The sequence below is a fragment of the Aeromonas sp. R6-1 genome, from assembly GCF_040908165.1.
Taxonomy (GTDB): Bacteria; Pseudomonadota; Gammaproteobacteria; order Enterobacterales; family Aeromonadaceae; genus Aeromonas; species Aeromonas caviae.
Genome location: NZ_JBFODF010000034.1, coordinates 1 through 22,758, shown reverse-complemented (window position 1 = coordinate 22,758; position 22,758 = coordinate 1). Strand labels below are relative to the sequence as shown.

The window sequence follows — 22,758 nt, the reverse complement described above, 5'->3', positions numbered from 1 at the left end:
CATCGGCTGAAATTGACAAATTAGTTGGCGTCATCCCACTCGGGTAAGGGCAATTTAGAAGCCTTGCGACAATGCCTGTTTGGGCAACAAAGGGGAGGTGTGATGGGATGTGGGCAGTTTGCTACTGTATCCGCCTGAAAACGCGACATGTGCAAAACCCCAGTATCGAATCGGCACAGTCCGCTCGGTATAGTCAGTCGAGCTCACATCCAGAGGAGACATGCGATGAGCGTCCGTTTCATCTCCTGGTCAATTGCCCGGTTGCCCTGGCTAGCCGTTTTCTTGCTCGGTGCGTTCCCCCAACTTGGAATCGCGGGCGATTGCACCTACCGCAAGGACAGCCTCGGCCACACCCGCTATCAATGCCAGGATGGCCGCCATGGTTCGCTGCGCACCGACAGCCTTGGCACCGTCAGGGATTCAGGTACCGGCGTCACCTGGCGCAAAGACTCGTTGGGCAATGTCAGAGGCAGCGATGGCACCACCTATCGGCAAGATAGCCTGGGCAATGTGCGCGCCAGCAATGGCAAGTGTGGCCTGAACGTCACTTGGCGCAAAGACAGCCTCGGCAACCTGCGTGCCTCCGATGGCACCCTGTGCCGCAGCGACTCATTAGGCACGCTGCGTTGCGATGGTGGCAGCACGCCGCCCGCCGTTTTTAAATCCGAGTGAGGGTTTTATAGGCAACTGCACCATCAGACGAAGGTTCTGAGGCGCAAGCCATAGTCTGCCCAATCTCAACTGGATACACTAACCCGCATTAACACGCTGTTTTAGCGCCACCTTTACCGTTTCAAAGACCGGATTCACCATGGCTATCAAGAAGAACGAACTCTACTCCTCCCTCTGGGCTGGCTGCGATGAGCTGCGCGGAGGGATGGATGCCTCCCAGTACAAGGACTATGTGCTGACCCTGCTGTTTGTGAAATACGTCTCCGACAAGGCCAAGGGCAACCCGTACGCCATGATCGAGGTACCAGCCGGGGCGAGTTTTGACGACATGGTGGCGCTCAAGGGCAGCAAGGAGATAGGCGAGGGGATCAACACCATCATCAGCGCGCTGGCGACCGCCAACGACCTGCAAGGGGTGATCACCATTGCCGACTTCAACGACGAGGATAAACTCGGCAAGGGCAAGGAGATGATCGACCGCCTCTCCAAGCTGGTGGCTATCTTCGAGGGGCTGGATTTGTCGGCCAACCGCACCGAAGGGGATGACCTGCTGGGTGATGCCTACGAATACCTGATGCGCCACTTCGCCACCGAGTCTGGCAAGTCCAAGGGGCAGTTCTACACCCCGGCCGAGGTGTCGCGTATTCTGGCCAAGGTGATTGGCATCAGCCGTCAGACCCCGCAAGATGCCACCGTCTACGACCCCACCTGTGGCTCTGGCTCCTTGCTGCTCAAGGCGAGCGATGAGGCCGGTCCCAAGGGGCTGACCATCTACGGGCAGGAGATGGACAACGCCACCAGTGCGCTGGCGCGGATGAACATGATCCTGCACGACAACCCCACCGCCAAGATCTGGAAAGGCAATACCCTCACCGATCCTCAGTGGAAAGAGGGCAATGATCGCCTCAAGACCTTCGACTTTGCCGTGGCCAACCCGCCCTTCTCCAACAAGAACTGGACCAGCGGCCTCGATGCCGAACACGACGAGTTCGGCCGCTTTGTCTGGGGCGTGCCGCCAGAGAAAAACGGCGATTACGCCTTCTTGCTGCACATCATCAAGAGCCTGAAGAGCACCGGCAAGGGTGCGGTGATCCTGCCCCACGGCGTGCTGTTTCGCGGCAATGCCGAGGCGCGTATCCGCGAGAACCTGCTCAAGCAGGGCTATATCAAGGGGATCATCGGTCTGCCCGCCAACCTCTTCTACGGCACCGGTATTCCCGCCTGCATCATCGTCATCGACAAAGAGAGCGCCCACTCCCGCGCCTTCAATGCACTGGCCAGCAATGAGCAAGGGCTGTTTATGATCGATGCCAGCAAAGGCTTTATCAAAGATGGCAACAAGAACCGGCTGCGCGAGCAGGACATCCACAAGATTGTCGATACCTTCACCCGTGGCCTGACCCTGGAGGGTTACAGCCGTTGGGTACCGCTTGGCGAGATCGCCCGCAACGACTACAACCTCAATATCCCGCGCTATATCGATGGCAGCGAAGGGGAAGATCTGCACGATCTGGCCGGTCACCTGCAAGGGGGGATCCCAGAGCGGGATATCGCGGCGCTTGGCTCCTACTGGCGGGTATTCCCGACTCTCAAGGCCACCCTGTTTGCCCCGCTGCGTCCCGGTTACAGTGAGGCGCGGGTCGCCGCCGCCAAGGTCAAGGGCACCATACTGGCCTGTGAGGAGTTTGCCCGCTTCAAACAGGCGGCGCTGGCGCCGTTTGATAAGTGGTTTAGCGAGTGCCAGTTCGGCGAGTTTGCCAAGGGTGACTCGCCCAAGGCGCTGATCGACGAGGTGAGTGAAGCTCTGCTTGAGCGCTACCGCGCGAGCGCCGAGGCGACCGGTGAGCTACTCGACCCCTATGCCATCTATCAGCTGCTGATGGACTACTGGCAGAACCAGCTGCAAGACGATCTCTATGTGCTCTCTCAGGATGGTTGGCCAGCGGGTCGGGTCCTGCGCGAGCTGATCGCCGACAAGGGCGAGAAGATCAAAGAGAGTCCGGATCTGGTGATTGGCAAAGCCAAGTACAAGGCCGAGCTTATTCCGCCCGCCTTGCTGGTGGCCCGCTTCTTTGCCAATGAGCAAAAAGAGCTCGATACCCTGCAAGCCGCGCTGGATGAAGCGAGCCAGGCACTGGAGAGCTTTATCGAGGAGCAGAGCGGGGAAGAGGGCGGTTTGGTCGATGCCATGAATGACAAGGAGAAGGTGACCGCCGCCAGCGTCAAGGCGCGTATCAAGGCCGCCACCGACAAAGAAGAACTGGCTGTGCTCAAGCAGGCGCAGCAGCTGTTCGACGCCGAGACCCGCGCCAAGAAGGCCCACAAAGAGGCCAGCGACGCCCTCGATAAAGCAGTATTTGCTCACTACCCCAAGCTGCAGGATAACGAGATTAAAACCCTGCTGGTGGAAGATAAATGGCAGGCGAGCCTGCGCGGCGCACTGGAAGCCGAGGTTGAGCGGGTTACCCAGCAGTTGGCGAATCGGGTCAAGGAGCTGGAAGAGCGCTATAGCAACTCCCTGCCACAAGTCACCAAAAACGTGAGTGAGCTGGAGGCCAAAGTGGCAGCCCATCTTAAGGCCATGGGGCTGGAGTGGGCATAATGGCAAAGCAGATGATGCAGGATAAAGCGAGCGAAATGGCGGCCACTCAGACCGTTCCGACAGGTTATCAGCAGACCGAGGTGGGGGTTATTCCTGAAGACTGGGATATTAAAGAACTCCAGCAGATATGTCGGGTACCGATCACTTATGGAATTGTTCAATGTGGTCCACATATTGTGAACGGTATCCCATATATTCGTGTATCAGATATGACAGCAAGAGAGCTCGATATCGATGGGATGCAAAGAACCAGTCCACAAATTGCAGCTGCATTTGCACGTTCAACTGTTGATGAAGGCGATATTGTTTATGCACTGCGTGGAAAATTAGGCTTTGTAAGAAGTGTGCCGTCCTCTGTTGCCGGGGCTAATTTAACGCAGGGGACGGCTAGAATATCTCCTGTGTCTAATGTATTCGGTAGATATGTTTTTTGGGCGTTGCAGAGTCCTAGATCTTTAGAACAGGCAACTCAGGGGGCAAAAGGTAGTACGTTTGTCGAGATAACCCTAGCAAGTTTGAAAGAAATTAAAATCCCAGTGCCTCGCCATAAAGAAGAGCAAAAAGTAATTGCAGATGCTCTTTCGGATATTGATGAGCTGATAGCAGGTTTGGAGCAACTAATAACCAAGAAGCAGGCCATCAAGACCGCCACCATGCAGCAACTGCTGACTGGGAAGTCTCGCTTGCTAGGATTTAGTGATGGGTGGTGTAGGCAAGAACTAAAAAATCTTGTTTCATCACCAATTACAGACGGACCGCATACAACTCCAGCTTTCCGCATGGATGGTGTGCCATTTTTGTCGGTAAATAATCTCGTAAACAATCGAATTAACCTATCGGAACTAAGATTTATTTCGAAAGAGGATGATGATGTTTTTGCCAAAAAATGCAAACCTCAAATAGGGGATGTATTATTGGGTAAAGCAGCATCGGTAGGGAAGGTAGCGATTGTTGATACTGATTTTGATTTTAATATTTGGTCGCCAATTGCACTTATTCGCCCTAATGAATTAATAAAGCCTCAGTTTCTTTACTATCAATTACTTAGCGCTGATGCAATAGCACAGATCACCTTACTAACAAACTCTTCTTCTCAAGGTAATATTGGAATGGGGGATATTGAAAAAATTCAGATTTCCTTTCCTTGTATTGAAGAGCAATCCGCTATCGCCACCATTCTCTCCGATATGGATAGCGAGCTTACTGCGCTGGAGCAGAAGCTGGCCAAGGCCCGTGATGTGAAGCAGGGGATGATGCAGCAGTTGTTGACCGGCCGTATCCGCCTGCCGCTATCCAAGGAGGCGTGATGGAGAGCATCAATAATCAGGTGCGGTCGGTACGCCAGTTGCTGGCCATTCCCAAACTGGCCATCCCAAGCTATCAGCGACCGTACCGCTGGGGCTCCAAGAATATCTCGGATCTCTTTACCGATTTGGCAACCCATCAGGACAAGAGCGCCTACCGGCTGGGCTCGGTGGTGTTTCATCAGCACACCGATAGTGTGCAGGGCGAGATGCTTGATATCGTCGATGGCCAGCAACGCACCCTGACCCTGATGTTGACCGTCAAGGCGCTGATCGAGGTGCTGGATAATGAAACTCGCAGTGGCAAAGAGAAGAGTATCCGGTTTCAACGTCAGGATCTGCGTGAGCAATTGCAGGCCTTGCGTGGACCTATCGATGCGTTTATGCAGCGCCAGCGCTTCCCCAGCCGGGATTCGGAGTACAACCTCAGACGCAACTATCTGGAGTTGCGTCGGCTGGTGGCACGCCCTGAGTTTGACGAGCAACAAATCGACTTTCTGCTCAACCGCTGTCAGGTAGTCTGCTTTGTGCTGCAGGATATCTCGGAGGCGTTCCAGTTCTTCGATTCGCAAAATGCCCGGGGGCGCGATCTGGCTCCTCACGATCTGCTCAAGGCATTTCACCTGCGCGAGTTTGCCGGTCATGAGGCCAACCTCAAGGCCGAAGCGGTCGCCCATTGGGAGCGCCTGCCAAGCGACGAGCTGGCCAATCTATTCGCTCTCTATCTCTATCGGGTACGCCAGTGGGCCGAGGGCAAGTCGGCCCGCTACTTTGGCAAGGGGGAGGTGGATCTCTTCAAGGGGGTCAACCTAGATCGTGTGGGTCACTACCCCTATGTGGAGTCGCTGCGCATCGCGCACCACTTTGTCGATGAGTACAACAGCCAGTACCAGCGCAAGATAGATGGTCAGCGCATGTCGTTTCCCTTTCATCTCGATCAGATGATCATCAATGGCCGGCGCTTTTTCGAGATGGCCGAGTACTACCAGACGCGGGTGGCAGCCATCGTGGCCGAGGAGTCTGATTCCGGCAAAACGCAATCAGCCACCCTGCTCGGCGAAACGCTGACGCCGATGGCCAGCAAGGTGCTCTCGACCCTGGGCAGCTACGAGCGTCGCCACCGCACCGGGGATCGTTATGTGAGGGCCATGTTCGACTGCGCCCTGATCTTCTATATCGACAAGTTCGGCAGCCAGGGGCTGTCACTGGCCATCGAGAAGTGCTTTATCTGGGCCTATCGCTGCCGTATTCGCCAGCAGGTGGTGCAACTGGCGACCATGGATAACTACGTGCTGGAGCACAATCTGATCCGTGCCATTCGTGATGCCCGTCTGCCGGGAGACCTGCACGGCTTCCCTTTGCCTAGCATGAGCAGTCGAGAGAACAAGAACAATCGCAACGGCGCCGAAGATGAACTGGTCGGGCTGTTTCGGGAGATGAAATATTATGAGTGATGCAGGCGTCCACCCCTTTTCCATTCGTGCACTGCTTGAAGATCGCGCCCGCTATCTGGTGCCCATGTACCAGCGCAACTACGCCTGGGGAGAGGGAGAGATCACCCAGCTGCTGCAGGATGTGCTGGATTATCAGCAAAAATCGGTCGGAGCCAAGGAACAGCAAACCTACTATATCGGCACCTTGGTGGTATTTGCCCGGGACGATGGCAGTTTCGAGGTAATCGATGGCCAGCAGCGCTTTACTACCCTCTCTCTGCTGGCCAATTGGCTCAAACATCACGCGATAGATTCGGTGGATATGAGCTGGTATCAGACCATCAACCTCGCTTTTGAGAGTCGCCCGATATCGAGCCATACCTTCGAGCGCTTATGGCAGGGTGTTGCCCCCCACGATTTGCGGGGGAGTACCTTCAATGAAGGTCTGGTGAACGGTTTTGAGCTGATTGGCAAGGCAATGGCGGATCTTGGTTTGGTGGGGGCTAAACTGACGGCCTTTTGCGACTACCTCTTCAAGCATGTGCAGATCTCTCGTATTGAGGTACCCAAGGATACCGATCTCAATCACTTCTTCGAGGCGATGAACAATCGCGGCGAGCAGTTGGAAAAGCATGAAGTGATCAAGGCGCGGCTGATGGAGACGCTGAACCAGATACCCGAGGAGGAGACTCGTCGTCAGAGCATCCATGTGCTAACCCGGGTATGGGATGCCTGCGCCAATATGGAGCGCTATATCCAGTACGGCTTTACCCCGGATGAGCGTCATCGTCTGTTTGGTGAGAGCGACTGGGGCCAGTTTGTGCCCCGTGATTTTGCCCATCTGCTTGATCTGCTAGGGTCCCCTAACACGGCCGACGCTGCCGATAAAAACGGGGCCGCTGCCGGTAGCCAGGGGCGCACCTTGTTGGCCATTTTGCAGGATGACAAGCTCGATGGTGAGCAGACGGTGGAGGAGGAGAGCGCAGGCTCCGAGCGCTTTAACAGCGTCATCAACTTCTCCAACTTCTTGCTCCATGTGCTGCGACTCGTTAGCCGCGACCCGGGTGATACGGAGGGGGTGCCGCTTGATGATAAACAACTGGTTGATCAGTTTGAGCTGCGAGTGATAAGGCAACCGGATCCAGTAGCGGCAGTTCAGCGTTTTATCTATGGCCTGTTAAAGAGCAAGTATCTGTTTGATCAGTTCATCATCAAGCGCGAGTTTGCCGATGGCAAGGATGGTTGGAGTCTGAAGCGGCTGCACTGGTATTCGGAAAAGAGCGTCAGTTACATCAATACCTTTGACAAGGATGAAAATGAGAATGGTTTCTCTGGTGTTAACCGGCGGATCCTGATGTTGCTGTCGGCGTTTCATGTGTCGACCCCGACCCTGGTTTACAAACATTGGCTGAATGGTGCACTGAGATATCTGTTCGACAATTGTCACCCTGCTCAACCGGTAGAGGCAGGGGCTTATCTGTCCTATCTGGAGAGTCAGGCTCGCCGCTTTGTCTTCCAGCGCTTTTTGGCGCCGGGTGAAGGGGCTTCCTATTACCAGATGCTCTACCTTGATAACGCCCTTTTGCCTGCCATCAATGTGGATGAGAGCTTGCACAAGGTGATTACATCCAAACTTCGCTTCGGTCATATCGAGAACAACTTTGTCTTCAATTTCCTCGACTACCTGCTGTGGGTTACGAATCGAAATCAAGATAAAGATCGTGATATGGAGTTGTATCGCCGTTTCGAGTTTACATTCCGCAGTTCGGTGGAACACTTCTCACCCCAGCATCCGATGGATGGTTATAAACCGGTCGAGCAGAGTGCACTTCATTCGTTTGGCAACCTTTGCCTTATCAGCCACAGCAAGAACTCGCGCCTGAGTAACTTCCAGCCGCAACAGAAGCAGGAGCACTTTGAAGCGAGCCTTGCCAACAACCAGATTGATAGCCTCAAGTTGCTCGCCATGGTCCGGCTGATGAAAGAGAAAGGTCGCTGGCAGGAAACCGAGATCGAAGAACACCAGGAGCAGATGCTAGCCGTGCTGGCTGCAGAGGCTGCCAAGATGAGGGAACAACCATGAGTACGGTTGGACAGCGAGAACATGCTGCCCAAGATTGGATGGTCCGGTTTATGTGAGCGGTATGGGGGTCACGGTCTGTAGCACTGGAACGCCATTCAGAAAAACCGCAATATCGAGACCTTGTTGTTGATGGTTGTGTTATCAGTGGCGATCATGCGCCGCTAAGTATTACTGAAAAATAGATTTTGTGAGGACTCAATGTGGCCTTTTTGTTGGCCTGGGTTGAGAGTTCAAAAAATAATTGGAGAGCTGTATGTCGGTTGTAGAAGCATCATCCACAGGTGGAGTGATAGAGGGGGTGGATCCTTTTGTATTAACCTCCCTTGAGGCGATGCGAAAGAAGTTATTGGATCTCACCTCTCGCAATCGTCTGCTCAACTTTCCCCTCACCAATAAAGGTTCCGCACTGCGTATTGTTGATGAGCTGCCAGAGCAGCTCTATGAAACACTCTGCGCGGAAGTCGCAATGGAGTTTGCGCCAGTCCCTGAACCAACCCGCCAACAACTGTTGGAGCATGGCTATCTGAAGGTTGGTGAGGATGGTAAGGATGTCCAGCTAAGGGCCCTTCCGACGGCCAAGGATTGGGCACAGGTTTTGGGGGTCAGCACCGAATTCGATTTACCCACTGGCCAGCGGGTGCATGCCTCAGAAGTAAACCGGCCACTGCTGGAGCAGGCCCATGAGTTTATCTATCAATATGGCCAGGCCAGAGATGGAAAACTGACCGGTATCCGGACCCAGTACGCTAAACAAGGCCTCAATTTGTCAGAACTGACCACAGCCTGCAACCTGGCGGGTTATGAAGGGCTTGAGGACTTTGAACGTCAGGCCAAGATAGGGAAGGCGCTCACTATATCGCCATCCTACCCCGGTCATGACGATAAGCGGATACAGGTTCTGCTCTTCCCCGGAGAGCTCGAGGCGCGTCTGCGGGCCATCCACAACAAGGCTCAAACGGCCATAGAAGAGAGTGGCGCCAATATCCTGTATCTGGCGCTGGGATTCCTCGAATGGTACGAGAGCGATACTTCGGATAAAGCACGCTTTGCCCCCTTGTTCACCATTCCTGTGCGATGTGAGCGTGGCAAGCTGGATCCCAAGGATGGCCTCTACAAATACCAGATCCATTACACGGGTGAAGATATCCTGCCCAATCTCTCCTTGAAGGAGAAATTACAGGCTGACTTTGGGCTGGCTCTTCCTATGTTTGATGAAGAGCAGACACCTGAGTCCTATCTCGCTGCGGTGACCAACGTCGTTGGGAAGCATAAACCCAGGTGGTCGGTGAAACGCTACGGGGCGCTGAGCTTGCTCAACTTTGGCAAGATGATGATGTATCTGGATCTCGATCCTGCTCGTTGGCCTCAGGACAAACGCAACATTTTGTCTCATGAGGTGATCCGTCGCTTTTTCACCAGTCAGGGGGGCGGCGAAAACAATGCCGACTCAACAGGTGGATTAAGCCAACATGAGTATTGCATCGATAGTTACCCTGAGATCCATGACAAGATCCCGCTGATCGATGATGCGGATAGTTCGCAACACAGTGCGTTGATCGATGCCATCCATGGGAAAAATCTGGTCATTGAAGGCCCTCCCGGCAGCGGCAAATCACAGACGATTACCAACTTGATTGCTGCGGCCCTGCTCAATGGCAAGAAGGTGCTGTTCGTGGCAGAGAAAATGGCGGCCTTGGAGGTCGTCAAGCGTCGTCTGGATCGCGCCGGTCTGGGTGAGTTCTGCTTGGAGTTGCACAGCCACAAGACGCATAAGCGTAAGGTGCTGGAGGATATTGAAGCCCGCATGATGCGTCAGGCAACAATGCCGACGACGGAAGAAATTGACGCCCAGATTACACGTTATGAAGAGCTCAAGAGGCAGCTCAATGAATATGCAGCATTGATAAACACCCCTTGGGAGCTCACGGGAAGGACTATCCATCAGATCCTGAGTGGTGCGACGCGCTATCGCCACAAATTGGATATAGATGCAACAGCACTCCATATTGAGAACTTATCTGGTAAAAAACTGGACAAGGTGGCTCAGCTACGACTGAGCGACCAAGTGGTGGAGTTTAGCCGTATCTACAAGGAGGTGCGGGAGCAGGTGGGGGCCGATGCAGAAATATATGAGCACCCTTGGAGTGGTGTGAATAACACCCAAATCCAGCTGTTTGACAGCGCTCGTATAGTTGATTTGTTACAAGCTTGGCAGGCGTCTATCCTCCATTTTCATCATCATTATCAAGGTTTTTTAGACAAATGGGCTCTGGAAGGTGAGGGGCTCGATACGCTCTCCCATATTGAGCAACTGGTACAGGATCAGAAGCATCTACCTACCTTGAGCGGATCGGAATTATTCGCCGCACTTCCCGGGATGGATACCTCGGATGCGATAGCACGCGTTCGTCACTATCTGGCGAGATTTGACACCCTTCAAGGCTACTATGACACCTTGAGTCAAGCCATTGAACCCGAGAAACTCCGTCTATTAGAGCGAGGGGAGCAATGCGACTTTCCCAGTGAGGAGTTGGCAAAGTACGGTGTTGCTGAACATTTCTCTCTTCGTGACTTGATCAAGTGGCTCGAGTCTGTTCGATGCATCGAAGATGAGTTGTCATCCCTCTCTGGTCAGCTGAGCGACTTCAAGAGTGCGTTACCTGGCAGCCTCTCTGCACACATCAATGATACCCAACCTGGCTTGGTATTCTGTGCAGAATTGCTGTCTATTGTGAGGGCCTTGCCGGCAGAGCTCATCAGGGTACGTGACCCACTGTTTGATGATGATGGCCTCGATGCTGTACTGCTCGAGCTGGTTCAGCAGATTGAAGAGTTGCGTCCCCTCAGGGATAACTTGTCCGAGCTGTATCAGTTGGACAGACTACCGTCCCAAGAGCAACTTGCTCGTGCTGTTGCGATTATTCAGCAGGGTGGTTTCTTCTCATGGTTCAAGAGTGATTGGCGTAATGCCAAGGCCTTGCTCACAGGGTTGTCTCGACAGCCAGGAACCAAGTTTGCCGAGTTGAAACGTTGGTCAACTAACCTGGTGAAGTACACGGAGTTACTGCAGCAGTTTGAGCAAAGAGCCTTCGGTAATCAACTCGGCAGCGCATACCGTGGACTGGATACGGATTGCGTGCAGTTGATGCAATTGCGCGATTGGTACAAGCAGGTCCGCGCTTGTTACGGCATCGGCTTTGGAAAGCGGGTTGCGATAGGCTCTGATGTGATGGCTCTGGATGGCGAGATCATTAAAGGCGTCCATCAGATTGAGAAGTCACAGTTCAGCGCGAAAATAATGGCCTTGGTGAAGCAGGCAGAAAATGAGACCAAGTTGCTGCCGCGCATTGCCCACCAACTGAAAGATCATCCTGTCTGGCTAGGTGAACAAGGAGCATTGAGACAGGCTTGCCAACAAGTGCAAGCGACGCTGACTGCTTTACAGGGGTGGTTTGTCAATACGGAGGTATCACTGGGTCAGATGACACATTTCTCCGATCTCTTGCAAAAAATGTCTGCCTTGCAGATTGACCTTGAAAATAAGAAACCGGAGTTGGGTGTCTTTGCGCAATCAGTCCCGTTGGCTTTTGGGTTGAATAAAGATAATCGACAGGCACTAACCATTATCGGTGACACGCTGAATCTGGCTGATCAACTGGTTGGAAACATAAAGTGTGCCTCTTTGGCCACCAGGATCAGGCATTTGGATAATGCGAGCGAGTATGCGTTACTTTGCCGTGATGGTGCTGAAGTTGGCCTGCAATGGCATGACCAGGCGCAGCATGCTGTGCGATTTGCTCAAGAAACAATGTTGGATAACGGTCAGTGGCTCACGTCGACAGACTGTTCACTGAACGCATTGCTGGAGCGGAACGAAAAGGCGATTCAACAGCCTCGCTGGTTGAATGGGTGGGTCAACTTTATTCGTTGCTACGAACAGATGCAGGAACGCGGATTGCAACGGATCTGGTCTGCAGTCCTTGCCGGAACGCTCCCTGTGGAAAAAATTGAACTGGGTTTGGCCTTGGCACTCCATGACCAGTTGGCCCGCGAGGTTATTCAGGCCCATCCTGAATTGATGAGGATCTCTGGTACCCAACGCAATGCCTTGCAAGCATCGTTCAAGGAGTACGACAAAAAGCTGATTACGTTGCAGCGTCAGCGCATTGCTGCGCAGATTGCTCGTCGCCATGTCCCGGAGGGAAACGCGGGAGGTAAGAAGAGCGAATACACCGAACTGGCACTGATCAAGAATGAGCTGGGCAAAAAAGCAAGACATATTCCAATTCGGCAGTTGGTCAACCGAGCCTGTAGTGCTCTGGTTGCTATAAAGCCCTGTTTCATGATGGGGCCAATGTCCGCAGCTCATTACCTTGAACCTGGACGGATGGAATTCGACTTGGTGGTAATGGATGAAGCATCCCAGGTAAAGCCAGAGGATGCGTTGGGAGTTATCGCCAGGGGCAAACAATTGGTGGTGGTGGGGGATCCCAAGCAGTTGCCGCCAACCAGTTTCTTTGATCGAAGTGTGGAGAGTGAGGATGACGATGATGCCGCCGCGCTCAGCGATACGGACAGTATCCTGGATGCCGCATTGCCGCTGTTCCCCATGCGGCGTTTGCGTTGGCACTATCGTTCCCGGCACGAGAAGCTGATCGCCTACTCCAACCGCCATTTTTATAACAGCGATCTGGTAATATTCCCCTCTCCTTATGCGGAGTCTCCGGAGTATGGGATCAAATTTACCTATGTTTCGAAAGGACGTTTCTCCAACCAGCATAACATCGAAGAGGCACAGGCCGTGGCAGAGGCTGTGCTTCATCATGCGCAGCACAGACCGGGTGAATCACTTGGTGTAGTTGCGATGAGTTCAAAACAGCGCGACCAGATCGAACGTGCTATTGATGAACTGCGCCGCAGTAGGCCGGAAGTCGATCGTGTTATCGATGGTTTGTATGCCATGGAAGAGCCGCTTTTCATTAAAAACCTTGAGAACGTGCAGGGTGACGAGCGCGATGTGATCTTTATTTCCTTTACCTATGGACCTGCCGAACATGGTGGGAAGGTTTATCAACGTTTTGGGCCAATAAATTCCGATGTAGGCTGGCGCCGTCTGAACGTACTCTTCACGCGTTCGAAGAAGCGGATGCATGTCTTCAGCTCGATGCGCTCAGAGGATGTGCTGACGAGTGAGACCAGTAAACTTGGAGTCGTTTCTTTGCGAGGTTTCCTCCAGTTTGCTGAAAAAGGAACACTGGACTCACAAATCACCCATACAGGGAAGGCACCAGATAGCGACTTCGAAGTTGCCGTAATGGAGGCGCTTAGGAAAGCCGGGTTCGAGTGTGAGCCTCAGGTCGGGGTGGCCGGATTCTTTATTGATTTGGCGGTGAAAGACCCTGGCTGTCCGGGTCGGTACTTGATGGGTATCGAGTGTGATGGTGCTACCTATCACTCGGCCAAGTCTGCCCGAGACAGAGATCGGCTGCGTCAGGAGGTTCTGGAGCGTTTAGGTTGGAAAATTAGCCGCATCTGGTCCACAGACTGGTTCAGTAATCCTGACGAGGTGCTCTCCCCGATTATCCGGAAACTCCATCAGCTCAAGACGTTGGAGCCTGAGGTTACAATGCCTTCATATGAGTATATGGAGGAGAGCGAGCCTTCTGCAGAGGCAGAGGATCACCAAGAGACATCTCCTATACCAGAGCTGGGACTCAAGGAACAGCTTCGGTATTTTGCCAAGCATGTCATCGCTGTTGCGCTACCGGATGTTGATGATGATCGCCGTTTGTTGCGGCCAGCCATGCTCGAGGCATTGCTTGAGCATCAGCCTCTATCACGCTCCGAATTTGTTGAGCGGATACCACACTACTTACGGCAAGCAACAGATGTACATGAAGCACAACGTTTTCTTGATCAGGTGCTGGCATTAATCGATGGTGCTGATGTTGAAGCGGATGATGCTACGTTCGAGCCTGGATTGGCATAAGCAGAGGTAATTAAACAGTGACAGCTGTCGGTCAACGTGAACGCGCCACCCAACAACGAGTAGTCAGGTTTTTTATTGAGGATCTGGGCTATCGCTATTTGGGTAACTGGCACACCCGCCCCAACAATCGTAATGTCGAACCTGCTCTGCTGACTGACTGGTTGATGGGCAGTGGGGTGGATGCTGCGCTTATTCCCCGAGTCCTGCGTCAGCTCGAACGGGCGGCCAGCCTGGGGGAGGGGCGTCAGCTCTATGATGCCAATAAAGAGGTCTACCGCTTGTTGCGCTATGGCGTGAAGGAGAAGAGCGGGGCGGGTGAGCAGCATCAGACCGTCTGGCTGGTAGATTGGGCCAATCCTGAGGCTAACGACTTTGCCATCGCCGAGGAGGTGACGGTCGCGGGGGAGAATACCAAGCGGCCGGATCTGGTGCTCTACGTTAACGGTATTGCGCTAGGGGTGATCGAGCTCAAGCGATCCACCGTCTCTATCGGTGAAGGGATCCGGCAAAACCTCGACAACCAGCAACAGGATTTCATTCGCAATTTTTTCACCACTCAACAGTTGCTCATGGCAGGCAACGACAGTCAGGGCTTGCGGTACGGTACCATCGAAACCCCTGAGAAATATTATCTGGAGTGGAAAGAGGCCGGTTCTTCGCAGGATGAAAATCCGTTGGATCGCCACCTGGCCCAGCTCTGCGAGAAGGGGCGCTTTCTTGAGTTAATTCACAACTTTATTGTCTTCGATAGTGGGGTTAAGAAAACCTGTCGCCATAACCAGTATTTCGGGATCTCGGCAGCCAAGCGGTTTATTGAACGTCATGAGGGCGGGATCATCTGGCATACCCAGGGCAGCGGTAAAAGCCTGACCATGGTGTGGCTGGCCAAGTGGATCCGAGAGAATGTCGCTGATAGTCGGGTCTTGATCATCACTGACCGTACCGAGCTCGATGAGCAGATAGAGAAAGTATTTGCCGGGGTTGAAGAGGAGATCCTGCGCACCAAGAGTGGGGCCGATCTGGTACGCCGTCTTAACGAGGCACACCCTTGGCTGCTTTGCTCTTTGGTACACAAATTTGGCCGACACACGGAAGAAGAAGATGAGACGGCTGAGCGAGATGACGATGAATTTATCGCCGAGCTCAAAGCCAGCCTGCCGGCTGATTTTGCGGCCAAGGGCAAACTCTTTGTGTTTGTGGATGAGTGCCACCGTACCCAGTCGGGCAAGTTGCATGGGGCCATGAAGAGCATATTGCCCGAGGCACTTTTTATTGGCTTCACCGGCACACCCCTGATGAAGAAGGATAAGAAGAAGTCGGTAGAGGTGTTTGGACCCTTCATTCACACCTACAAGTTTGACGAGGCGGTGAGCGATGGGGTGGTGCTGGACTTGCGTTATGAGGCCCGCGACATTGACCAACGGGTCAAGTCCCAGGCCAAGGTGGATGAATGGTTCGAGGTGAAGACCAAGGCGCTCTCCCGACTTGGTCGCCAGCAGTTAAAAGAGAAGTGGGCCTCGATGCAGAAGCTGCTCTCGAGCCGCTCACGACTCGAGCAGATCGTGGCCGATATCCTGCTCGATTTTGACCGTAAACAGCGCCTGGCGGATGGCCGTGGCAATGCCATGTTGGTGTGCTCCAGTGTCTATCAGGCTTGCAAAAGCTATGAGCTGTTCAGTCAGGCAGGATTTGCTGACAAGTGTGCCATCATCACCAGCTATCAGCCTAATGCCAGTAACATCAAAGGACAGACGACCGGTGCTGGGTTGACCGAAAAGCTGGCGAAATACCATATCTATCGCAAGATGCTGGCGAACTTTTTCGGCCAGAGCGAGGATGAGGCTGGCAAGCGGGTGGAGGAGTTTGAGAAAACGGTCAAACAGCGCTTTATCAAGGAGCCTGGTCGGATGCGGCTGCTGATTGTCGTGGACAAGCTGTTGACCGGTTTCGATGCGCCGTCGGCGACCTACCTTTACATCGATAAAAAGATGGCCGATCACAACCTTTTTCAAGCTATCTGTCGGGTCAACCGGCTCGATGGTGCCGATAAGGAGTATGGCTACATCGTCGATTACAAGGATCTGTTTCGCTCTCTTGAGAAGACCGTCAAGGATTATACGGCCGAGGCGTTTGAAGGCTATGACAAGGAGGATGTCGCTGGGTTACTCAAAGATCGCTTGGCGCAAGGACGGCAGGATCTTGACGACGCTCTGGAGGTAGTGCGAACGCTCTGCGAACCGGTCAAGGCTCCCCGTGAGGAGTTGGATTATCAGCACTACTTCTGCTGTGCTCCGGGGGCAAACGAAGATGAGCTGCTCGACAAGGAGGCGCTGCGTCTAACCCTTTATCAATATGTCGCCAAGCTTATCCGTGCGTTCACCGCGTTGGCGGGGGAGATGGAAGAGGCCGGTTATAGCGCGAGCCAGGCTGCTGTAATCCGTCGTGAGGTGGAGCACTACAGCAAGGTGCGCGACATGATCAAAGTAGCCAGTAGTGATCACGTCGATATGAAGCAATTCGAGCCGGCGATGCGCCAGATGCTGGATCTCTATATTGATGCTGACCCCAGTGAAACCCTTATGGACTTTGAAGAGCTGGGATTGCTGGAGCTGATCATCGAGCGGGGAGCTGAAGGGCTTGAGGGGGCGCCTGAGGGACTGCGTAAAGACCCCGAGGCTATGGCTGAGGCGATTGAAAACAACGTGCGACGGACCATCGTCGACGAGAATCCGGTTAACCCCAAGTACTACGAAAAGATGTCGGTGCTGCTCGATGAGCTGATTGAGCTGCGTCGCTCTCAGGCTATCTCTTACCAAGAGTATCTGGAAAAGGTGCGCGAGCTGGCCATGAAGGTGAAACGTCCAGCCAGCGGGGGGGCACAGACCTACCCTGCGAGTGTAGATACCTCAGCCAAGCGCGCGCTATATGACAATTTGGGCTGCGATGAAGTGCTGGTGACCAAGATCGATACTGCCGTCAGATATACCAAAAAAGCGGACTGGCTCGGTGATCGCTTCAAAGAGCGGGAGGTTGCCTTTGCTATTGCCGAAGAGATCAAAGAGTACGATGTGACCGTCGCGGATGTGATGACCCTGGTAAAAGCCCAGCCGGAGTACCATTGATGGCGTTGGTTACCTTCGGTGAGCTGACGTTCGAGTTGCAGCGCAAGGGCATCAAAAACTTGCACATCAATGTATTACCCCCTGATGGACGGGTGCGTGTATCCGCGCCTGCTTCTTTGTCAGATACCGCCATTCGAGTTGCAGTGGTGCGAAGACTGGCCTGGATTCGACAGCAGCAGGCGGCGTTTGTTGCCCAGCCGCGCCAGAGCGAGCGCAAGATGTGTAGCGGAGAGACCCATTATCTTTGGGGACGAGGTTACCGGCTGGATGTGATTCAGACCGATGGTGACCATAGCGTCAAGTTACAGGGCGGCTGGATCCGTATGCGGGTGCCTGCACACTATGACGCAGACCGCCGCGAGGTGTTGCTCCTTGAGTGGTACCGCCAGTTGCTACGCCAGCGCTTGCCAGATCTTATCGCCAAGTGGCAGGAGACGTTAAAGGTGTCACCTTCCTTTGTGGGTATCAAACGCATGAAAACCATGTGGGGTAGCTGCAAAACAGATACTGCTCGCATCTGGATCAACCTCGAGTTGGTCAAGAAGCCCCCTGAATGCCTGGAATTTATTGTGGTTCACGAGATGGTGCATCTATTAGAGCGCAAGCATAACCAGCGATTTATCTCCCTGATGGATCTGCACCTGCCAAATTGGCGAGAGCACCGCGAGAAGCTCAACAAGATGCCGCTGGCGTTTAATCGGTGGGGGTATTAAATGTTTCTTTATGATCCATCGCAGTTTATCGAATGGCTTGGTTTTCCTTCACAAGGGGAATTTTTTCGAGGCGTGTTTACTTCCCCTAGCATAAATAAAGACAAGCTGTATCCTCCATGTGCCAAAACACTAAACAAGTATTTTTTATCATCAGGGGATGAGTGCCACAGTACTCAGTCAGAAAAATTCATCAAAAGATTGAAGGATATCTCAGTAACTAGGGGTGTTAGTGCTGATTTTTTTGATACGCCATCTGAACCCATACTAATATCGCAATTTGCGATTCGTGTGAAATGGCCAAGCATCTTCAAAGGCCTTCAAATCACAGGTTATTACCCACAAACGTGTGCGCAAGCAGAAAGTTTCCTATATGAATTGCAGATTTTATTGGATAGCCTAGATGGTCTTCGTGGGAGAAGTCGAGCCAAGAAAGTTTTAGAGAACGACTGGCTGAGAGCTAGTCTAATGGAGTTGAATGTAGAGTTGCGAGTCAATGATAGCGATTTTAACATGGGGCCTGAACAAAACAGGGTCCTGTTTAGAACTCTACATTATTTCAATATATATCTTTTTATTAAGATGCTAGCGGCGTTTGATGCTGATTTTAACCGCCATGTGTCGATGGAACACAAACAATCGATATTTCTCAAAATGATGCCTACATCCCCACTAGATAAGTGGGTGCCTCATAGGTCTGGATTGTTTGAACCTCTTCTGAAACGTTTTGTATCCAAGTCAATAGGCTATCAGGCTTTTGCCAAGTACGCGGGTTGCAATGAAGATTCTATCGCAACCAGTTTACGTCAGTTTTATGCAAGAAAACGAAATCTAAAATTTAAAACGGTTAGAGAATGGTTACGTGGAGCACTTGAAGAGTTAGCCAAGACAGAATATTTTGATGTCGAGGAGGTTCTTCACTATTGTGAGCCGATGTGGGGCGTAGCGGATATATTATCTGGATGGATTCATGTAACGGGTGATCCAGAACTGGATCATGAGGTTGTTACATGTTTTAGCCATTACAATCGATTTTATAATGAAGCTATAGGCAGCAGGGAGCCATAGGCTCCCTGAAAAAGTCATTCATCATCTTCATCATCAGGGCGCTCATCGTAGCCCCGACTCTGCCAGTAGGCATCGTGCTCGGGGTTTAATTGACGCGAGCGGTTATCGTCGTCATCTTTTTTAGACATGTTGTTTCCTTACTTTTTAGTTTCCGGTTTTGGCGGGGTGACTGCAGCGGTTTTTTGTGCACGCGCGGTGAAACTGTCTTTACTCACACCACCTCCGTTACTCCGCGCTTCAGCACTATGGATACGAGATACGGCTTCTGTGGTCATTGGTTTTTTGCTGTTGCTCATCATAGATCTCCTTGTCATCTCCAGTGGATGTACTGGATAGCGACAATGTATGAAAAATGAAGCCATCTAACAGGGGGCAAAAAATGGAAATTTCTGTAAGGTATGGTGCAGAGGGGAGTTGGAATGCCGAGATGTAGTGTCCGAAAAAACTGACCCCGTTTTCCGTCTGTGTTTACCAACTTTCGGTTGCTTTACTCCAGAGCTGCCAAGTTGAACAAGTCTGGATAATGGAATCACCAGAATACAACATTGATGAGAGCTGCATATATTATTAAATTTCAGAATCAGGTTTCTTCAATTTTTATTCTGGGGGGAGAGGTGTTTTCTTTATTTTTTCTCCGCCAGTGAATGGAATCGTAATGCTATCACTCAGCATTAATATTATTTAAGAGGTTCTCTATATAGAGAACATTTCATCCTGAAATACATATTTAGAGTGAGATGTAAATGAAAGCCAGAATGAAAAGGTATAATTATTGAACATCTATAATATAGCGCCGAAGGCTACACAATATACATAATAAAGCCCCCTCAGTGCAGGGGAGCGTTTGAGGCTCGTTAAGGGGGCCTGGTTATAATTAATGGTATCCCATTGTACTATCGTGGGACAAGACAATGAGATGAGTGTTTAAGTGATTGTAATTGCATTTTTAGTCACTATTTGTTCATATTTTAATGAATTTTCTGAGTTATCTGTGTGATAAGCCGGTTCAGTAAGGGGAGATGTGGGAGTGTCTGCCAAAATATGGCAGCGCCAAATGCTCATTGCCATATTGTGGCACAAGTTTTTGACATTTAGATAGTAGTTTAATTCACCTAACAGATTGTTTTTTAAAACTATATTTTTTAATGAGTAGGGTTTGTGTACATGATGAAATCATAGCTGTAAGCATGGAAAAATGTTCGATAAAAATTGCCATGTTATGGCAATAGACCCTTTATATGCCATCAAACAAACCTGGTCATAAACTTGCATTGAGGATGGCATTTAAATGGACGTAGCTTTGTACGTGTGTGGATGTGGCGCTGTTGCCTAAATCAGCCTGACTTCCCCAAACCCTGATGGCCGTGACACTCGGGGCTTTCTTACTGGCAAACTAAGGTTGTTCAGTTTGTTTATCGCGCTCACATACGCCATCACTTCTCATACCTGACCGTTGTATTTTCGTAGAGTGATTAGACTATATATGGACGCCCCTGGGTTGTGCAAGAACTGAGCTGATACGGTTTGCGACCATATATCCGGCGTTAATGATGGGATCAACTCCCTCGCCATGATGTCATCCGAGCCTTGCTTCCTTATCACTACACCGGTATATGCATACCCAGGTCTAATTCAGGCTGTTACAAGGACGGTACCCATTTTCTCATCAGTGCCTGCAAACTCAGTAACGTGTATTTTCTAAGCAAATATCAAATTAACTTCCTGCAAAGGCTCTGTTCATGCTGAAATCCACCGAGTCAGTCAGTACACGCCAGATAATCCGAGTTAACTTATTTGCCAGGGCGACGGTGGCCTTCAAGAATCCACGCCGTAATTCAACTGCCTTCACCCATCTCCCTAAACTATCATTGTAGTGGTCTAATCATCCCGGACACCATTTTAGGTGGTACAGTCGCCACCTTGACCTGAGGTGTTCAATGACAAGAGTACGTCGCTCATTTACTGCTGAATTCAAACTCGAAGCCGCATCCTTGGTGCTCAACCAGGGATATTCTGTCCCAGAAGCCAGCCGTTCACTGGATGTTGGTGAAACCGTACTTCGCCGCTGGGTTCAGCAACTGCAATCCGAACGAACTGGCACCACTCCTATCAGCAAAGCGCTGACTCCGGAGCAACAGAAAATCCAGGAGCTGGAAGCCCGTATCAACCAGCTCGAGCGCGAAAAGGACATACTAAAAAACCGCCTCCCCGGCACTCCGTGGCCCATGGAATTAGAAACACGTCCACTACACTGACCTCACCGGACAGTGGTCGTCTGCTTTTTGGAGGCTGAGTCCCCGTCAAAAAACCTGACCCAGGGGAAGCTGCGGACCCGTGAGTGGTGGCACCTTGGTGACCCCGTTTAGGAATGTGATCGAATCCGAGTCCCCGTCCGGCACTATTTTGTGATGGAGGGGTATTCATGAAAAAGCACAACACTGAACACGGTTTACCGATCATCCATGCCTTCGCCGCGGGCATCGATATCGGTTCGCGGTTCCATGTGGTTGCGGTGCCCACCGCGCTCGCCGAAGAACCAGTGCAAACCTTTCAGGCTTTCACGGCAGACCTGGAGCGTATGGCTGCTTGGTTGGTCGAGCTTGGGATCACCACCGTGGCAATGGAGTCAACGGGCGTGTATTGGATACCCGTGTATGAGATCCTGGAGACCCATGGCTTACAGGTCATCTTAGCTAACGCCAGGGATGCCCGGGCCGTACCAGGGCGAAAAACCGACGTCAACGATGCGCAATGGATCCAGCGCCTGCATGCTTGCGGTCTACTGCGCGCCAGCTTCCATCCTGAGCGGGAGATCGCCGCGCTGCGCAGTTATCTGCGGCTACGTGAACGTCACCTCGATTACGCTGCGGCTCATATCCAGCACATGCAAAAGGTGCTCACCCACATGAATCTGCAATTGCAGCATGTGGTGAGTGACATCACCGGCGCCACCGGTATGCGGATCATCCGTGCCATTGTCGCAGGAGAGCGCAATGCCACGATGCTCGCCGCCATGCGCGACCTGCGCTGTCAGTCGAGCGTCGAAACTATCCAACGTGCGCTGGTTGGCAATTACCAGCCCGAGCATGTGTTTGCCTTGAGTCAGGCACTGGCCATGTACGACGCCTACCAGGCCCAGATTTCTCTCTGTGATGAACAGATTGCCCAAAGCTTGCAACAACTCTCTCGTGGAAAGCCCCGCCCCAGCGAAGCGCTACCCAAGCCTCGCCACCGTACCCGGCAACCGAACGCACTCAACTTCGATGTGCGCACCTTGCTCTATCAGCTGGTCGGTATCGATCTGACTCAAATCCATGGCATTGGCCCTTACCTGGCACTGCGTCTGGTGGCCGAGTGTGGAACGGACCTGAGTCGCTGGCGAACGGCCCAACACTTCACCTCCTGGCTGACACTGGCTCCGGGCTGCCGGATCAGTGGCGGCAAGGTGTTGTCAGCTCATACTCGCAAGACCAAGAATCGAGTGACCGCCCACTTACGACTGGCAGCGGTGACCATTGGCAGAACAAATACGGCGCTGGGGGCATTCTATCGACGGTTGTCGGCGCGTATCGGCAAAGCGAAGGCTGTCACCGCCACCGCGCGCAAGATTGCGGTCTTGTTCTACAACGCAATGCGTTTTGGTATGGAATATCAGGATCCCGGCGCCGACCACTATGAGCAGCAGTACCGCGAGCGGGTGGTCAAGGGATTGCACCGGCGGGCCGCCGAGTTTGGTTTCACCCTACAGGCAATCGAGGATGTTTCTTAGGAAGGC

The 22,758-nt window shown here is 52.3% G+C and carries 11 protein-coding genes and 1 pseudogene; 11 read left to right on the top strand and 1 reads right to left on the bottom strand.

Annotated elements, in window-relative coordinates:
• The first annotated feature begins 225 nt into the window (after positions 1–225).
• From AB5Y68_RS09665 to AB5Y68_RS09625, 9 genes are all read left to right on the top strand, one after another.
• The gene (locus AB5Y68_RS09665) at positions 226–672 is read left to right on the top strand and encodes a hypothetical protein (RefSeq protein ID WP_232092882.1); all 447 of its coding nucleotides are present in this window, start codon (positions 226–228) and stop codon (positions 670–672) included.
• Positions 673–811: 139 nt separating this feature from the next.
• Complete coding sequence (locus AB5Y68_RS09660) at positions 812–3,274, top strand: class I SAM-dependent DNA methyltransferase (RefSeq protein ID WP_039038877.1); 2,463 nt, start codon at positions 812–814, stop codon at positions 3,272–3,274.
• Positions 3,274–4,581, top strand: coding sequence for a restriction endonuclease subunit S (locus AB5Y68_RS09655; protein ID WP_200886008.1), 1,308 nt, complete (start codon positions 3,274–3,276; stop codon positions 4,579–4,581). Before AB5Y68_RS09660 ends, AB5Y68_RS09655 begins: the two co-directional genes overlap by 1 nt.
• Positions 4,581–6,032, top strand: coding sequence for a DUF262 domain-containing protein (locus AB5Y68_RS09650; RefSeq protein WP_039038876.1), 1,452 nt, complete (start codon positions 4,581–4,583; stop codon positions 6,030–6,032). Before AB5Y68_RS09655 ends, AB5Y68_RS09650 begins: the two co-directional genes overlap by 1 nt.
• Positions 6,025–8,094: a DUF262 domain-containing protein gene (locus AB5Y68_RS09645; RefSeq protein ID WP_039038875.1), complete on the top strand. Its 2,070-nt coding sequence runs from the start codon at positions 6,025–6,027 to the stop codon at positions 8,092–8,094. Before AB5Y68_RS09650 ends, AB5Y68_RS09645 begins: the two co-directional genes overlap by 8 nt.
• A 253-nt stretch (positions 8,095–8,347) precedes the next feature.
• The gene (gene hhe, locus AB5Y68_RS09640; protein WP_039038874.1) at positions 8,348–14,083 is read left to right on the top strand and encodes a DUF4011 domain-containing anti-phage protein Hhe; all 5,736 of its coding nucleotides are present in this window, start codon (positions 8,348–8,350) and stop codon (positions 14,081–14,083) included.
• A 17-nt stretch (positions 14,084–14,100) separates the two neighbouring features.
• Positions 14,101–17,205 (top strand): type I restriction endonuclease subunit R, encoded by a 3,105-nt coding sequence (locus AB5Y68_RS09635; RefSeq protein ID WP_039038873.1) that lies wholly within the window; start codon positions 14,101–14,103, stop codon positions 17,203–17,205.
• The gene (locus AB5Y68_RS09630) at positions 17,205–17,918 is read left to right on the top strand and encodes a M48 family metallopeptidase (RefSeq protein WP_039038872.1); all 714 of its coding nucleotides are present in this window, start codon (positions 17,205–17,207) and stop codon (positions 17,916–17,918) included. The genes AB5Y68_RS09635 and AB5Y68_RS09630 overlap by 1 nt, the downstream gene beginning before the upstream one ends.
• Positions 17,919–18,983 (top strand): hypothetical protein, encoded by a 1,065-nt coding sequence (locus tag AB5Y68_RS09625; RefSeq protein ID WP_152610164.1) that lies wholly within the window; start codon positions 17,919–17,921, stop codon positions 18,981–18,983.
• A 137-nt stretch (positions 18,984–19,120) separates the two neighbouring features.
• On the opposite strand, the gene AB5Y68_RS09620 is transcribed toward AB5Y68_RS09625, so the two are convergent.
• Complete coding sequence (locus AB5Y68_RS09620; RefSeq protein ID WP_162901958.1) at positions 19,121–19,279, bottom strand: hypothetical protein; 159 nt, start codon at positions 19,277–19,279, stop codon at positions 19,121–19,123.
• A 1,641-nt stretch (positions 19,280–20,920) separates the two neighbouring features.
• Here AB5Y68_RS09620 and AB5Y68_RS09615 point away from each other — a divergent pair.
• Together AB5Y68_RS09615 and AB5Y68_RS09610 are read left to right on the top strand one after the other, a co-directional pair.
• Positions 20,921–21,181: pseudogene (locus AB5Y68_RS09615) on the top strand (transposase); the annotation flags it as partial.
• Between the two features lie 224 nt (positions 21,182–21,405).
• On the top strand, positions 21,406–22,752 hold the full coding sequence (locus tag AB5Y68_RS09610) for an IS110 family transposase (protein WP_039041085.1): 1,347 nt from the start codon (positions 21,406–21,408) through the stop codon (positions 22,750–22,752).
• The last annotated feature ends 6 nt before the right edge of the window (positions 22,753–22,758 follow it).

Bases quoted from the DNA above. Each gene is read 5' to 3' on its own strand.
- AB5Y68_RS09665 (WP_232092882.1), top strand. From the start codon at position 226: ATGAGCGTCCGTTTCATCTCCTGGTCAATTGCCCGGTTGCCCTGGCTA.
- AB5Y68_RS09660 (WP_039038877.1), top strand. From the start codon at position 812: ATGGCTATCAAGAAGAACGAACTCTACTCCTCCCTCTGGGCTGGCTGC.
- AB5Y68_RS09655 (WP_200886008.1), top strand. From the start codon at position 3,274: ATGGCAAAGCAGATGATGCAGGATAAAGCGAGCGAAATGGCGGCCACT.
- AB5Y68_RS09650 (WP_039038876.1), top strand. From the start codon at position 4,581: ATGGAGAGCATCAATAATCAGGTGCGGTCGGTACGCCAGTTGCTGGCC.
- AB5Y68_RS09645 (WP_039038875.1), top strand. From the start codon at position 6,025: ATGAGTGATGCAGGCGTCCACCCCTTTTCCATTCGTGCACTGCTTGAA.
- hhe (WP_039038874.1), top strand. From the start codon at position 8,348: ATGTCGGTTGTAGAAGCATCATCCACAGGTGGAGTGATAGAGGGGGTG.
- AB5Y68_RS09630 (WP_039038872.1), top strand. From the start codon at position 17,205: ATGGCGTTGGTTACCTTCGGTGAGCTGACGTTCGAGTTGCAGCGCAAG.
- AB5Y68_RS09625 (WP_152610164.1), top strand. From the start codon at position 17,919: ATGTTTCTTTATGATCCATCGCAGTTTATCGAATGGCTTGGTTTTCCT.
- AB5Y68_RS09620 (WP_162901958.1), bottom strand. From the start codon at position 19,279: ATGAGCAACAGCAAAAAACCAATGACCACAGAAGCCGTATCTCGTATC.
- AB5Y68_RS09610 (WP_039041085.1), top strand. From the start codon at position 21,406: ATGAAAAAGCACAACACTGAACACGGTTTACCGATCATCCATGCCTTC.